A 14001-nucleotide genomic window follows, 5' to 3' on the forward strand; every position below is an offset into this window, starting at 1 on the left:
TACGATGGAATAAGCTGCATAGATAGGTAAGGCCGCATCCAAGGCCTAGTGCAGTGTTTCACGCTATCTGGAGCATAAAACCGCGTCTTTGCCGCCAGGGCGGCGTTGCAAATCCGCGCGATACCTCCGGGTATCGCTGTGGTTTGCGCCTTGCCCTGACGCCAAATCCATCGGTTTTCTTTGCTCCATCAAGCGTGAAACACTGCACGAGCGACGCACCATGACCCGTCTGTGGGACATTTCCCCCACCACCTCGCCTTCCGCCCCGATTTTTCCGGGTGACGCTCCCTACAGCCTGGAGTGGACCGCCCGGCTCGGCCCCGGCTGCCCGGTCAACCTCAGCGCGGTGCGCATGTCGCCGCATGTCGGCGCCCACGCCGACGCGCCATTGCACTACGCGAGCGATGCCCCGAGCATCGACGCGGTCGACCTCGCCCCCTACCTTGGCCCCTGCCGGGTGATCCATGCGCTGGACTGCGGGGAACTGATTGCCGTGCGCCATCTGCAGCACGCTGCCGCCGGCCTGCCGCCGCGCGTACTGGTGCGGACCCGCCAACGGGCGCTGACTGCTTGGTCCGACCAGTTCGCGGCGTTCGCCCCCGAAACCTTGGACTGGCTGGCCGCACGCGGCGTGCGGCTCGTCGGCCTGGACACGCCCTCGGTCGATCCTGCCGCCAGCAAGACCCTGGACAGCCACGCCCGCCTGTTGCGCCACGATCTGCGCGTGCTTGAAAACCTGGTGCTCGACGACGTGCCCGAGGGCGACTATGAACTGATCGCCCTGCCACTCAAGCTTCAGGGTGCCTGTGCCTCGCCGGTGCGTGCCGTGCTGCGCCGCCCCGATCCCTCTGCCGCGCCATCGCCATGACCCTCATCCAACGCACAGACTGCAGCGCGCTCGACGCCACCGATCCCCTGGCCAAATTGCGCGATCAATTCGTTCTGCCGAGCGACGTGATCTACCTCGACGGCAACTCGCTCGGCGCCCTGCCCCGCGCCACCGCTGCCCGCGTGCAGCAGGTGCTCACCGAGGAATGGGGCCAGGGGCTGATCCGCAGCTGGAACACGGCGGGATGGATCGACCTGCCCCACCGAGTCGGCGACAAGATCGCCCGGCTGGTGGGCGCCGCGCCGGGAGAACTGGTGGTAACCGACTCCACCTCGATCAATCTGTACAAGGTGCTTTCCGCAGCTCTTTCCCTGGCCCGGATCGACGCGCCGCAGCGCCGCGTCATCGTCTCCGAGCGCGAGAACTTCCCGACCGATCTGTACATGGCGCAGTCGCTCGCCGCGCAGCATGGCATGCGTCTCGAGCTGGTGGAACAAGGCCGGGCCACCAGCCACCTGCGCGACGATGTCGCCGTGCTGCTGCTCACCCAGGTGAACTACCGCAGCGGCGCGATGCACGACATGGCCGCCGTGACCGCTGCCGCGCATGCCGCAGGCGCGCTGACCATCTGGGATCTGGCGCATTCGGTCGGTGCCGTGCCGGTCGACCTCAACGGCGCGCAGGCCGACTTTGCCATCGGCTGCGGCTACAAGTATCTCAACGGCGGCCCCGGCGCGCCTGCCTTCGTCTGGGTGCATGCGCGCCATGTCGACCGGGTGCAGCAGCCGCTTTCCGGCTGGCACGGCCACGCCGCGCCCTTTGCGTTCACCTCCTACTATCAACCGGCGCACGGTATCGCCCGCTATCTCTGCGGCACCCCGCCCCTGTTGTCGCTCGCCGCACTGGAATGCGGCGTGGACACCCTGCTGGCCGCCGAGCCGCTGGGCGGCATGCCCGCGCTGCGGCGCAAATCGGTGGCCCTCACCGATCTGTTCATCCGGCTGGTGCAGCAACAACTCGGCGCCCACAAGGTGACGGTCGCCACCCCGATCGAAGCCGAGCGGCGCGGCAGCCAGGTGTCCTTGATCTTCGACGGCGACGGCTACGCCGTGATGCAGGCGCTGATCGAACGCGGCGTGATCGGCGACTTCCGCGCCGGCGACAGGGCAAGAGGCGACCCCGATCTACTGCGCTTTGGCTTCACCCCTCTGTACCTGCGCCACGTCGATGTGTTCGATGCGGTGGCGGCGCTGCGCGAGGTGCTCGATGGCGGCATCTGGCGCGAGGCACGCTTTGCCCGCAAGGCGGCGGTGACATGAACAGCCCCGCTACCGGAGCCAGCGGCGAAGACATCGTGCACGCCGAAGGCGCGCAGCTCGATTTCTCTGGCGCAATGAGCTACGGCGACTACCTGCAGCTCGACACCCTTCTCAGCGCACAGCGCCCGCTGTCGCCCACACACAACGAGATGCTGTTCATCATCCAGCACCAGACCAGCGAGCTGTGGATGAAGCTGATGCTGCACGAACTGCACGCCGCACGCGACCAGATCCGCGCCGACGCGCTGCAGGCCGCGTTCAAGATGCTGTCGCGCGTGTCGCGCATCATGGAACAGCTGGTGCATGCCTGGGACGTGCTCGCCACCATGACCCCGAGCGAATACACCGCGCTGCGACCGTATCTGGCATCGTCCAGCGGGTTTCAGAGCTGGCAGTACCGCTGCATCGAATTCCTGTTGGGCAACAAAAACGCGGCGATGCTGCGCCCTCACGCCCACCGCGGCGACCGTCTCGCCGCGGTGCAAGCCGAGTGGCGTGCGCCCAGCCTGTACGACGAAACGCTGCGACTCCTCGCCCGCCGTGGGCTGCCGATTGCGCAAGATCATCTCGAACGCGACTGGACCCAGCCCTACACCGCCAGCGACACCGTGCGGCAGGCCTGGCTCAGCGTCTACCGCGCACCGGAGCAGCATTGGGAGCTGTATCAACTGGGCGAGGAACTGGTCGATCTGGAGGATGCGTTTCGGCTGTGGCGCTTTCGCCATGTCACCACGGTCGAGCGGATCATCGGCTTCAAGCGCGGCACGGGCGGCACCAGCGGCGTGTCCTACCTGCGCAGGAAGCTCGACACCGTTCTGTTCCCCGAACTGTGGGCCGTGCGCACCGATCTGTGAGACCCCATGCGCAAGCCCCCACCCGACGCACTCGACCGCATCGACCGCAAGCTGCTGGCCCTGCTGCAGCAGGATGCGCGGCTGACGCAGGAAAGACTGGCCGAGCAGATCGGCCTGTCGGCCTCGGCGGTGCAGCGCCGCATCCGGCATCTGGAACAGATCGGCGTGATCGGCGGCTATCGCGCCGTGGTCAGCCCCCGCGCCCTCGGCCTGGGGCTGAGCGCCCTGCTCAGCGTGCGCCTGGAAAAACACCGCGCCAGCAGCCAGCGCTCGCCGCAGGAACTGTTCGGCGCGGCGGTGCAGGGTTGGCCGGAAGTGGTGGAGTGCCTGGCCATGACCGGCGAAATGGACTATCTGCTGCGCGTGAATGTGCAGGACATGGATCACTACGCCCACTTCGTGCTCGAAACCCTGCTCAAGCATGAAAGCGTCGAAGACGTGAAATCGAGTTTCGTCCTTACCGAGGTCAAGCCCTTCACTGGTGTATCGGTCTGACCGCCCGTCCTATGGGCAAGCTCGCGTCGCCCGAACCCAGCGTCGCGTGCGAGCCATGAAATCGCACCGCAACGCCAGCAACCGAGCGTTTCGCAATAAGCTTGCGGTCTGATCCTTCGACAAGCTCATGCACAACCCGCCCATACGCCATTGCACCGCCTGTGGCTCTCCGGTCATCTATCGCGTGCCAGAGGGCGACTCGCGCCCCCGTGCCGTCTGCCCGGCCTGCGGCCATATCCAGTACGAAAACCCGCGCAATATCGTGGGCACCATTCCAGCCTGGGGCCAGCAGGTGCTGCTTTGCAGGCGGGCGATCGAGCCGCGCTACGGTCTGTGGACCCTGCCCGCGGGTTTCATGGAAATCGGCGAAAGCACCGAAGGCGGGGCGCTGCGCGAAACCCGCGAGGAAGCCGGCGCGGAAGTGGCGCTGAGCGGGCTGTATGCGGTGATCAATGTTCTGCCCGCGAATCAGGTCTATTTCTTCTACCGAGGCGAGCTTACCCAACCGCATTGGCAAGCCGGGGAGGAAAGCCTGGAGGTCAGGCTGTTCCACGAGACCGACATTCCTTGGGAGCAACTCGCTTTCCGCAGCGTGGCGCAGACGTTGCAGCGCTACTTCGCCGACCAACGCGCCGGGCGCTTTCAGATCCACACCTTCGACATCGCCTGACGATTCAGGCGCAGCCCCCCATGGGCAATTCGGTACTGGCGTTGAACAATTTCCAGAATCCGTAAGCGGCAAACAGCAGCAGCACCGCACCTGCGGCGACATGAAACCAGCGCTGATTGGTGCGCTGGCTGATCCATCGCAGGGTGTGCCCTGCAAACAACATGTGCGGCAGCGTGCCCACGCCAAAGGCCAGCATGGCCAGGGCACCCTCCCACGCCGTGGCACTGAGAAAGGCCAGCGACAGCGCGGAATACACCAGACCGCAGGGCAACAGCCCCCACAGCAGCCCGGCGCCGAGGCGCTTGGGAAAGGTGTTGAACGGCAGCAGCCGGGAGAGCAAGGGCTGGGTCAGCCGCGTCAGCCCTCGCCCCACCCAACTGCCGCCCAGCCATTTCTGCTGCCAGGCCAGCCAGCGCGGCGAGAGCACCTGCTGCAGAATCATCCAGAGGCCCACCGAAACAAGCACCAGATTGCCGAGAGTGAACAGGCTCAATTGCACCGGGCGCGCGCTCGCGGCCCAGACGCCCGCACCCACCAGCCCGGCGATTCCCCCGAGAATCGTGTAGGAAAGCACCCTGGCGGTCTGCAATTGCAACTGATTGCGGAACAACTGCCGCGCCGGAAGCAACACATGCTCGGCCTGCGCACGCTCGGAGGCCACCACCAGCCCGCCGCACATCGCGGCACAGTGCAACCCGCCCGTGAGGCCCATCAACAACAGAGTCAATGGAATGGTTGTATTCATGGCGTTCTGCTGTATTCTGTAAACATCAACTCAAGTAAATATCGCAAGATCTCAATCCATGAAATCGACCCCGACGCCAGCGGCCACGCAGATGGACAAACCCCATCCCTGCGATGTCTGTTTCCAGAGCAAATTCTGCCTCCCGATCGGGTTGCCCCAGGCTGAAATGGGCCGAATCCGCGACGTGATTCAGGCGACCGTCCGGGTGCAAAAGGGCGAGACCCTGTTCAGCGCCGGCCAGCCCATGACCAAGGTCTATTCGGTGCACGCCGGGTCGTTCAAATCGTATGTCACCAGCCCAGACGGGCGCGAGCAGATCGTGGGTTTCCACATTCCGGGTGAGATGATGGGATTGGAAGGTCTCGGCCAGCATACCTATTTCACCGATACGGTCGCGCTCGAAGACAGCGAAGCCTGCGAAATCGATCTGCGCGCCCTCGAAACCACCACTCGCGACCTGCCTTCGCTGCAACATCAGTTGCATTGCATCGTTGGCAACAAGCTCGTGCGCGCGCAGCAAGACCAGTTTTCGCTGGGCAGCATGCACGCCGACGAGCGACTCGCGCGGTTTTTGCTCGACCTGTCGGAGCGGTTCAAGGCGCGAGGGCTTTCGCCCGACGAATTCGTGCTGCGCATGAGCCGCGAAGAGATCGGCAGTTATCTCGGCCTCAAACTCGAGACCGTCAGCCGTCTGATGTCCAAATTTCACTCGGCTGGCCTCATTCATGTGGCGCAGCGGCAGATTCGCATCACCGATCGCCGTGCCCTGGCCGAATTGCTCATGCCGCAAACCTGATCGACACCACATCAAGGCAAGAGTCGCAAAGGGCCCTGAAAGAGGGCCCTTTTTTTGAGCCTTCCTTGTTTACACGCCCGGTTCGAGCGTCAGTACCTTGCCCGGCACCCAGACCCCGGCAAGCCGCCAGTCAGCCGTCTCGAGATGCACGCGGTAGCGCACCGCCTCCAGCGGCGGAGAAAACGCGCTGTAATCGCCTGAGGCATTGCGATGCAGGTCGATCTGCACGTCCTTTTGCTGGCTCAAGGGGTGCCGCAACATCAGATGCAAGGTGTCCTGGGCGATTTTCTGATTCAGGTGAAGCTCGATGCGCCCAGCCGCGATGGACATCTGACCCGACAGCCGCAAGGCTTCGGCATGGCGCTCGCGCTGGATGTCGCCCCCCACCGCCAGCCCTTTCTTGTAATAGTGGTCCGTCACCAGACTATCGGGGGTTCGACTGGCCAGATAGATGGTGTAAACGCTGGCCAGAACGGCTATCAGCGGCAGGGCGATCAGAAACCAGGGCCAGGGTTCACGGTACCAGGGACGAGTGGCGGCGGGATGCATGATGACTCCTTGAAAATCTAAATTCAGGGCACGATGAAGGTGGTCTTGCTGCTGGCCGAGATCGGCTGGTCACCTTCGGATGTCGCGGTGATTTCGATCTTGTAGATGCCCTTCTTCGCGTTGTCGACCGGAATGGTCACTTCCAGCGGTTCGAGGATGTTGGTCGAGGCCGGCAGGTTGTAGAGATCGCGGTCGTGAACCGCCGCGCCCTCAAGGCCGTCCAGCCCTTTGACCGACACCCGAATCTTGCGTGGCTTTTCGGTCGTGTTCATCAACTGGATCTGGTAGACGTTCTCCACCAGACCGCCAGGAATTTCACGGGAAAGCACGCCGCGATCGCGCATCACGTTCATCTTGAGGGGATCGCGCGTGGCCAGCCCACCGACGAACAGACCCACCATGACCAGCAGCAGAGCCGAATAGATCAGAATGCGTGGCCGCAACAGATGCGCCCATTGCTGGCGCTTGGTCCATTTGTTCTTGATCGCATTCTCGCTGCTGTAGCGGATCAGCCCCCGGGGGTAGCCCACCTTGTCCATGACCTGGTCGCAGGCATCGACGCAGGCACCGCAGCCGATGCACATGTATTGCAGGCCATCACGGATATCGATGCCGGTCGGACAGACCTGAACGCAGATGCTGCAGTCGATACAGTCGCCCTTGCCTTCCGTGCGGGGATCGACGTTCTTGCTGCGCTTGCCGCGCGGTTCGCCGCGCTCGGTGTCGTAAGTGACGATCAGCGTGTCCTTGTCGATCATCACCGACTGAAAGCGGGCGTAGGGGCACATGTATTTGCACACCTGCTCTCGCATGAAACCAGCGTTGCCGTAAGTGGCAAAGCCGTAGAACAGAATCCAGAACGTCTGCCAGGGCCCGAGGCTGGCGCTGATGACCTGACCGGCGAGCACCGTGATCGGCGTGAAATAGCCCACAAAAGTGAAGCCCGTCCACAGCGCCACGGCGGCCCACAGACCATGCTTGAGCGCCTTCTTGCCGATCTTCTTCGCGTTCCAGTCGGAGCCGTCCAGACGAATGCGCGCCAGTCGATCACCCTCGACCTTGCGCTCGATCCACATGAAGATCTCGGTGTAAACCGTCTGCGGGCAGGCGTAGCCACAGAACAGCCGCCCTGCAATGGCCGTGAACAGGAACAGGCCATAAGCGGAGATGATCAGCAGCAAGGCCAGGAAAATCACGTCCTGCGGCCAAAGAATCATGCCGAAGAAGTAGAACTTCCGGGTGCTGAGATCGAGCAGGACGGCCTGGCGGCCGTCCCACTGCAACCAGGGCAAGCCGTAGAACAGCGCCTGCGTGAACACCACCATGGCGACGCGCCAGTTGTTGAACCAACCGGTGACGGATCGGGAGTAGATCTTCTTGCGAACCTCGTAGAGAAACTCTTCCGAGGCGGTGATGTCGTCTTCGCTGGGATCGGGCGCCTTGGCGTTCATGGCGTGGTAGGGCTTTCGAGACTAAGGGGCTGGCTGAAACAAACCGGGGGCGCAGTGTGCAGTGCGCCCCCAGCAAGTCCGACGAATGGAGACGAGGCGCGCGGATTACTTCGCGGCTTGCGCTCCGTGACTGATGCTGTAGACGTAGGCCGCAAGCAGGTGAATCTTCTCGGGCGAGAGGAAATCATTCTGTGCGGGCATCTGGCCAGCGCGCCCCTTTTCGATGGTGTGCGAAATAGTTTCGATGCTGGAGCCGAACAGCCACTGACGCTTGGGATCGGCCAGATCGGGAGCACCCAGCGCCTTGTTGCCCGTGCCGTCGGCGCCATGGCAGGCGGCGCACGCGGTGGCAAACAGCGGCTTGCCCTGCGCCGCCAGCTTGGCATCATGCGGCATGCCACTGAGGCTGCGCACATAATTGGCCACGGCCAGCACGCCGGGTTTGCCCCCCACCGCAGCTTCCATCGGCGGCATCATGCCCATGCGACCATTGGTGATGGTTTCCACCAGAACGTCGGGGCTGTTGCCGTAAAGCCAGGCGTTGGCGTTGTGAATGGTGAGGTTGGGAAATCCCTTGGTGCCACCCGCATCGGAGCCATGGCATTGCGAGCAGTAGGTCAGGAACATGCGCTGCCCCGTGGCCATCGCCGTGGGATTGGCGGCCAGCTCGGGAATGGGCGTCTTCATGTAGGCAGCGTAGAGCGGCTCGATGCGCGCGTCGAACGCGGCAGATTCCTGCTGGTACATCTTGTCGCTGGAAAACCCCAGGTAGCCCTTGTAGAAGGCCAGGCCGCCGTATAGCGCGAGGTACGCGATGCCGAAAACCAGGGTCAGGATGAACAGCCCCATCCACCAGCGAGGCAGCGGGTTGTTGAACTCCTGAAGGTCGCCGTCCCAGACATGGCCGGTGGTGGCGATGGGGTTGCCCGCCTTGTCGCGGAACACGGTCTGCTTGGCCGTTCCGCGCAAAAACACGAACAGGGCGATGATGGAAACAATGGTGACGCCGCCGATCCAGAAGGCCCACCCGGGGGAATAGAACTGGTTCATGATTTGGACTTGTCGGAGGTCTTGGAGTCATCGCCCTTGTCGAAGGACTCGGGCGGATGATTCTTGGAATCGAGGAAGGGGATCATCCCGTCCTTCTCATGCGTCTTCTTGAAACGCGGCGAAAACGCCCACCACACGATGGCAGCGAAAGCCACCACGGAGAGCAAGAGAACGATGGAACCGAAGGACATGGCTTATCTCAGTAATTGACGTAGTTGGCCTTGGACTTGTAGTTGCTCAGCACCGTGCCGAGCCCCTGCAAATAGGCGATGAGCGCGTCTTCCTTGGTCTTGCCTTCGAGCTCCTTCGGCGCCGCGGCAATCTCGGCATCGGTGTAAGGCACGCCCAGGGTGCGCATGGCGCGCATCTTGGCCTGGATCATGTCGGCCTCGGCGGGCTGATGCTGCAGCCAGGTGTAGGCCGGCATGATGCTCTCGGGCACCACGTCGCGCGGCTGGCGCAGATGTAGGCGCTGCCATTCGTCGGAATACTTGCCGCCAACGCGCGCAAGATCGGGGCCCGTGCGCTTGCTCCCCCACTGGAAGGGGTGGTCATAGACCGACTCACCCGCCACCGAGTAGTGGCCATAACGCTCGACCTCGGCACGCAAGGGACGGATCATCTGCGAGTGGCAGAGGTAGCAGCCTTCGGCCAGATAGACATCGCGGCCTTCAAGCTGCAGGGCGGTGTAGGGCTTGACCCCGGGAATGGGCTGGGTCGTGCTCTTGTCGAAAAACAGGGGCACGAGCTGAACCAGCCCGGCGATGCTGACGACGATTGCCACCAGCACGATCATCAGACCAACGTTCTTCTCGATGGTCTCGTGACTAAAAGTTGCCATGAATATCTCCGAATCGTGATCAGGCGTGGGCGGCGCTGAGTGCAGGCACCGGGGCGTCGACGGGCTTGCCCTGACGGATGGTCTTCCAGGCGTTGTAAACCATCAGGCACATGCCGAAGAGATAGATCGAGCCGCCGATGGCGCGAATCACGTACAGCGGAATGACGGCGGTGACGCTCTCGATGAAGCTGTAGGTCAGCGAACCGTCGGCCTGCATGGCGCGCCACATCAGACCCTCGGTCACACCGGCAACCCACAGCGAGGCGATGTAGAGCACCACGCCGATGGTGGCCGTCCAGAAGTGGACTTCGATGAGCTTCTTGCTCCACATCTGCGTCTGACCCCACAGCCGCGGGATCAGGTAGTACAGGCTGCCCATGGTGATCATGCCCACCCAGCCCATCGCGCCGGAGTGAACGTGGCCGATGATCCAGTCGGTGTAGTGACCCAGGGCACTGACCGTCTTGACGGAGAGCATCGGCCCTTCGAAGGTGGACATGCCGTAGAACGACAGCGCGGTGATGAGGAACTTGAGAATGGGATCTTCACGCAGCTTGTACCAGGCGCCCGACAGGGTCATCATGCCGTTGATCATGCCGCCCCAGCTCGGAGCCAGCAGGATGAGCGAGAACACCATGCCCAGCGATTGCGTCCAGTCGGGCAGCGCGGTGTAGAGCAGATGGTGCGGGCCGGCCCACATATAGGTGAAGATCAGCGCCCAGAAGTGCACGATCGAAAGGCGGTAGGAATACACCGGACGCTCGGCCTGCTTGGGGATGAAGTAATACATCATGCCCAGGAAGGACGTGGTGAGGAAGAAGCCCACGGCGTTGTGGCCGTACCACCACTGGATCATCGCGTCCTGCGCACCGCCATACACCGAGTAGCTCTTCCACGACAGCAGGCTGATGGGCAGCTTGATGTTGTTGACGATGTAAAGCAAGGCGATAGTGATGATGTAGGCGCCGAAGAACCAGTTGGCCACATAGATGTGCGGTGTCTTGCGCTTGAACACCGTGCCGAAGAACACGATGGCATACGCCACCCAGGTGACCACGATCAGCAGGCTGATGGGCCACTCCTGCTCGGCATACTCCTTGGCGCTGGTGATGCCCAGCGGGTAGGTGATGGCGCACAGCACGATCACCGCCGTCCAGCCCCAGAAGGTGAACTCGGCCAGCTTGGGCGCGAACAGCGGCACCTGACAGGTGCGCTGCACGATGTAGTACGAGGTGGCGAAAAGCGCGGTGCCGCCGAAACCGAAAATCACCGCATTGGTATGCAGCGGGCGCAGACGGCCCCAGCTCAGCCATTCGACGCCATAGGTCATGTCGGGCAAGACCAGTTGAACCGCGATGAACACGCCGACGAGCATGCCCACCACGGCCCAGACCAGAGTCATGACCGTGAATTTGCGCACCAGCGCGTAGTTGTATGTCTGCTTAAGCGTCAGATCGCTCATCTGCTCCACCTGTCGAGAAAAAGAAACGAAACGTAATGTAGAACATCGTCATTTACTTATGGACACACCAGCTTGACATGTATCAACACATTGCCGGGAGTAAGGGAAAGCACTAGGGATGGGCGTGTGTCAATGCGACACTCTGCCGCATCGGGAGGATCATTCGCGCCGCGCTTCAGGCGGTTGCGAGGCGTCGGTCTCGGCCGCTTTCGCCTCGGGTTTGGGGCGGTCGTCATCCATCAGAATGGCGTGCGCCGGGCCTTCCATGTCGTCGAACTGACCGCTGCGCGCAGCCCACCACAGCACGCCGACGATCAACAGCACCAGCAGCACGCTGATGGGGATGAGGATGAGCAAAGAGCCTTCCATGATCGAGATTCAGCGATGTCCAGATGTACCGCGCTCACGGCGCGCCAGCCTCGCGGCGTTGAGCACCACCAGCAGCGAGGAAGAACTCATGCCCACGGCCGCCCAGACCGGCGTGATGAACCCGGCTACGGCCAGCGGAATGGCGATCAGGTTGTAAACCACGGCCCAGATCAGGTTCTGCCGCATCACCCCCACCGTGCGGCGGCCCGTGATCACCAGCCGCGGCAGCGCCCGCATGTCGGGGTGATGCAGAATGACGTCGGCCCCGGCGCGGGCGATGGGCGCAGCCCCCGCGAAGCTCACCGACAGATCGGCCGCAGCCAGCACCGGCGCATCGTTGACGCCGTCGCCCACCATCGCCACCACCTGGCCCTGCTCGCGCCACTGCCGCACCCTCGCCAGTTTGTCTTCCGGGCTGAGCCCGCCTTCGGCGCGATCCAGCCCGAGCCGGGCGGCCCAGGCGGCGACCGTGCGCGGCGCATCTCCCGACAGCATGGCCACCTGCGCCCCACCCTGCCGCAGCGCATCCAGCGCCTCGCGCGCGCCGGGACGCAGGGTCTCGGCGATGTCGAACACGGCCAGTGCGCGTCCGTCCAGGCTCAGCCCGAGACGGGTGAGGGGGATGTCGGCGTCGCCCGGTGCGGCGGCTTCGGCCACGCCGCTGAATTCGGCATGGCCCAGACGCAAGGTTTGCCCTTGCCACTGCGCCTGCATGCCGCCGTGCGGCACGGCATGCAGATCGGTCAAAGGTTCGAGGCGCCCGTTCTCGGGCGCATCGGCGAGAAAAGCGCGCGCCAGCGGGTGTTGCACGCCTTGTTCCAGCGCGCGGGCCAGCGCCAGCACCTGTTCGCGGCTGAATGCCGGGTCGAGCACCCGCACCTGCGCCACCACCGGTTCGGCCGTGGTGAGGGTACCGGTCTTGTCGAACAGCCACAGATCGACCTTGGGCGCGCGATCGAGCGCATGGCCGCGCGCCAGCAGCACGCCGTGGCGCGAAAGCTGCGCGGTGGACGCCGCCAGCGCCGCCGGCACGGCCAGCGACAGCGCGCAGGGGCAGCTCACCACCAGCACCGCAACCAGCGTGGGCACGATGCGCGCCGGGTCCAGCCACCACCACAGCAGCACGGTCAGCAGCGCCACCAGCAGCAGGCCCGCGGTGAACCATTGCGCCGCAACATCAGCCAGCTGCGCCGAACGCGGCTTGCTCGCCAGCGCGTGCTGCATCAGCTCGACCATCTGGGCGATGCGGGTGCCCGCGCCGGTCTGCGTGGCGCGCACCACCAGCGGCGACTGACGGTTCATGCTGCCGGCGAGAACGGCATCGCCCGGCTGTTTGGAGACGGCGCGGCTCTCGCCGGTCAGCAGGGCTTCATCGACCTGAGAACTGCCGGCGATCACCACGCCGTCCACCGCGGCGGCACTGCCGCTGGGCAGTTCCACCTCATCGCCCGGGCGCACCTGGGTGATGGCCACGCTGCGCCACTCTTCCTGCGCGTTGGCTCGCACGCGCACCGCGGCAGGCAGTTGCTCCATCAGCTCTTCAGCGGCGTTGAGGCTGCGCTGACGCAAGCCGTCCTCGATCAGCCGCGCGGTCAGCAGCAGCGCGAGAAACATCACCACCGAGTCGAAATAGACGTGGCTCTGCCCTTGCGACACGCTCCACACGCTGGCGGCGAAGGCGCTCCACAGCCCGAGAGTGACCGGAACGTCCATGCCAAGACGGCGGTTGCGGATATCGCGCAGCGCCCCCATCAGGAAGGGCCAGCCCGAGAACAGCAAGGCGGGCAGCGTGAGCGCCAGACTGCCCCACTGGAAGATGCCCTGCTCGGCCGTGTTCAGTCCTTCGGGGTCGATGTAGCCGGGCCAGGCGAACATCATCACCTGCATCATCGCCAGCCACGCCACCAGGGTGCGCAAAATCGCCAGACGACGCGCGCGGCGGTGGCTGAGTTCGCTCTGATGCCGCGCATTGGGCAGCGGCCTGTAACCCACTTCGGCCAGGGCCTGAAACACCTGCGGCAGCTGCACCTTGCGCGCATCCCACTGCAAGGCGACGCGGCGCGTGGAGTAGTTGACCGTCGCCGCGAGCACGCCGGGGATGGCGCGCAGACGCTGCTCGATCAGCCAGACGCAGGCGCCGCAGTGAATGCCGTCCACGGCGATTTGGGTGCTCCACTTGTCGTCACCCAGCGATGTGGCGTAGGCGGTGAGAAAAGCAGGGTCGGCCAGCGCCATCCATTGCTGATGCAGGCGAGAAATCTCTTCGGGCGGCAGCGCGGCAATGGCGCCTTCGCCCGTGGTGCGGCGGTCGTAATAGGCGCAAAGACCGCCCTGAACGATGATTTCCGCCGCTGCGGCGCACCCTTGGCAGCAGAAACTGCGCCACTGCCCGTCGAGTTCCATGCGCACCGGGGCGTTGCCCAGCGGCAGACCGCAGTGATAGCAACCCGATTCGCCTGAAGGCGGCACAGACTCGGCGCCGCGCTGGCCCGACGCGGCCTGCAGAGGAAGGGTGGAACTCGACATGGTCGCATCCTAGGGAGTCGGATCGCAGCAGACCTTGAGATGTAT

General features: G+C 64.0%; 15 protein-coding genes. 6 read left to right on the plus strand and 9 right to left on the minus strand.

The window, feature by feature from the left end:
* Positions 1-220: 220 nt before the first annotated feature.
* The 5 genes from kynB (at position 221) to ASC45_RS08115 (ending at position 4167) form a co-directional block, all read left to right on the plus strand.
* Complete coding sequence (gene kynB, locus ASC45_RS08095; RefSeq protein ID WP_055450532.1) at positions 221-868, plus strand: arylformamidase; 648 nt, start codon at positions 221-223, stop codon at positions 866-868.
* Entirely contained in the window at positions 865-2148 is a 1284-nt protein-coding gene (kynU, locus tag ASC45_RS08100; RefSeq protein WP_055450533.1) for a kynureninase, read from the plus strand. Before kynB ends, kynU begins: the two co-directional genes overlap by 4 nt.
* Positions 2145-3002 carry a tryptophan 2,3-dioxygenase gene (gene kynA / locus ASC45_RS08105; RefSeq protein ID WP_055450534.1) on the plus strand — a complete coding sequence of 286 codons (858 nt, stop codon included), beginning with the start codon at positions 2145-2147 and terminating at the stop codon, positions 3000-3002. Before kynU ends, kynA begins: the two co-directional genes overlap by 4 nt.
* A 6-nt stretch (positions 3003-3008) precedes the next feature.
* Complete coding sequence (locus ASC45_RS08110) at positions 3009-3497, plus strand: Lrp/AsnC family transcriptional regulator (RefSeq protein ID WP_055450535.1); 489 nt, start codon at positions 3009-3011, stop codon at positions 3495-3497.
* 127 nt (positions 3498-3624) lie between these two features.
* Positions 3625-4167 carry an NUDIX hydrolase gene (locus ASC45_RS08115; protein ID WP_055450536.1) on the plus strand — a complete coding sequence of 181 codons (543 nt, stop codon included), beginning with the start codon at positions 3625-3627 and terminating at the stop codon, positions 4165-4167.
* A 4-nt stretch (positions 4168-4171) separates the two neighbouring features.
* Here the strand turns inward: ASC45_RS08115 and ASC45_RS08120 are convergent, their stop codons facing one another.
* On the minus strand, positions 4172-4912 hold the full coding sequence (locus tag ASC45_RS08120) for a sulfite exporter TauE/SafE family protein (protein ID WP_055450537.1): 741 nt from the start codon (positions 4910-4912) through the stop codon (positions 4172-4174).
* Positions 4913-4970: 58 nt separating this feature from the next.
* Here ASC45_RS08120 and ASC45_RS08125 point away from each other — a divergent pair, with 58 nt between their 5' ends.
* Positions 4971-5708, plus strand: a complete 738-nt coding sequence (locus ASC45_RS08125) for a helix-turn-helix domain-containing protein (RefSeq protein WP_055450538.1) — start codon at positions 4971-4973, stop codon at positions 5706-5708.
* 69 nt (positions 5709-5777) lie between these two features.
* Here ASC45_RS08125 and ASC45_RS08130 read toward each other — a convergent pair whose 3' ends face one another.
* The 8 genes from ASC45_RS08130 to ASC45_RS08165 all read right to left on the minus strand — a co-directional run bounded on the left by ASC45_RS08130 (position 5778) and on the right by ASC45_RS08165 (position 13956).
* Positions 5778-6257: a FixH family protein gene (locus ASC45_RS08130; RefSeq protein ID WP_055450539.1), complete on the minus strand. Its 480-nt coding sequence runs from the start codon at positions 6255-6257 to the stop codon at positions 5778-5780.
* A 23-nt stretch (positions 6258-6280) separates the two neighbouring features.
* On the minus strand, positions 6281-7708 hold the full coding sequence (ccoG, locus tag ASC45_RS08135; RefSeq protein WP_055450540.1) for a cytochrome c oxidase accessory protein CcoG: 1428 nt from the start codon (positions 7706-7708) through the stop codon (positions 6281-6283).
* Between the two features lie 105 nt (positions 7709-7813).
* Entirely contained in the window at positions 7814-8758 is a 945-nt protein-coding gene (ccoP, locus tag ASC45_RS08140) for a cytochrome-c oxidase, cbb3-type subunit III (RefSeq protein ID WP_055450541.1), read from the minus strand.
* Complete coding sequence (locus tag ASC45_RS08145) at positions 8755-8949, minus strand: CcoQ/FixQ family Cbb3-type cytochrome c oxidase assembly chaperone (RefSeq protein WP_055450542.1); 195 nt, start codon at positions 8947-8949, stop codon at positions 8755-8757. The genes ccoP and ASC45_RS08145 overlap by 4 nt, the downstream gene beginning before the upstream one ends.
* 8 nt (positions 8950-8957) lie before the next feature.
* The gene (ccoO, locus tag ASC45_RS08150) at positions 8958-9599 is read right to left on the minus strand and encodes a cytochrome-c oxidase, cbb3-type subunit II (RefSeq protein ID WP_055450543.1); all 642 of its coding nucleotides are present in this window, start codon (positions 9597-9599) and stop codon (positions 8958-8960) included.
* Positions 9600-9618: 19 nt separating this feature from the next.
* Complete coding sequence (gene ccoN, locus ASC45_RS08155) at positions 9619-11061, minus strand: cytochrome-c oxidase, cbb3-type subunit I (RefSeq protein WP_055450544.1); 1443 nt, start codon at positions 11059-11061, stop codon at positions 9619-9621.
* Positions 11062-11220: 159 nt separating this feature from the next.
* On the minus strand, positions 11221-11430 hold the full coding sequence (gene ccoS / locus ASC45_RS08160; protein ID WP_055450545.1) for a cbb3-type cytochrome oxidase assembly protein CcoS: 210 nt from the start codon (positions 11428-11430) through the stop codon (positions 11221-11223).
* 9 nt (positions 11431-11439) lie between these two features.
* The gene (locus ASC45_RS08165) at positions 11440-13956 is read right to left on the minus strand and encodes a heavy metal translocating P-type ATPase (RefSeq protein WP_055450546.1); all 2517 of its coding nucleotides are present in this window, start codon (positions 13954-13956) and stop codon (positions 11440-11442) included.
* Positions 13957-14001: the final 45 nt, after the last annotated feature.

Source organism: Thiomonas bhubaneswarensis (genome assembly GCF_001418255.1).
In the GTDB taxonomy this organism is placed as follows: domain Bacteria; phylum Pseudomonadota; class Gammaproteobacteria; order Burkholderiales; family Burkholderiaceae_C; genus Thiomonas; species Thiomonas bhubaneswarensis.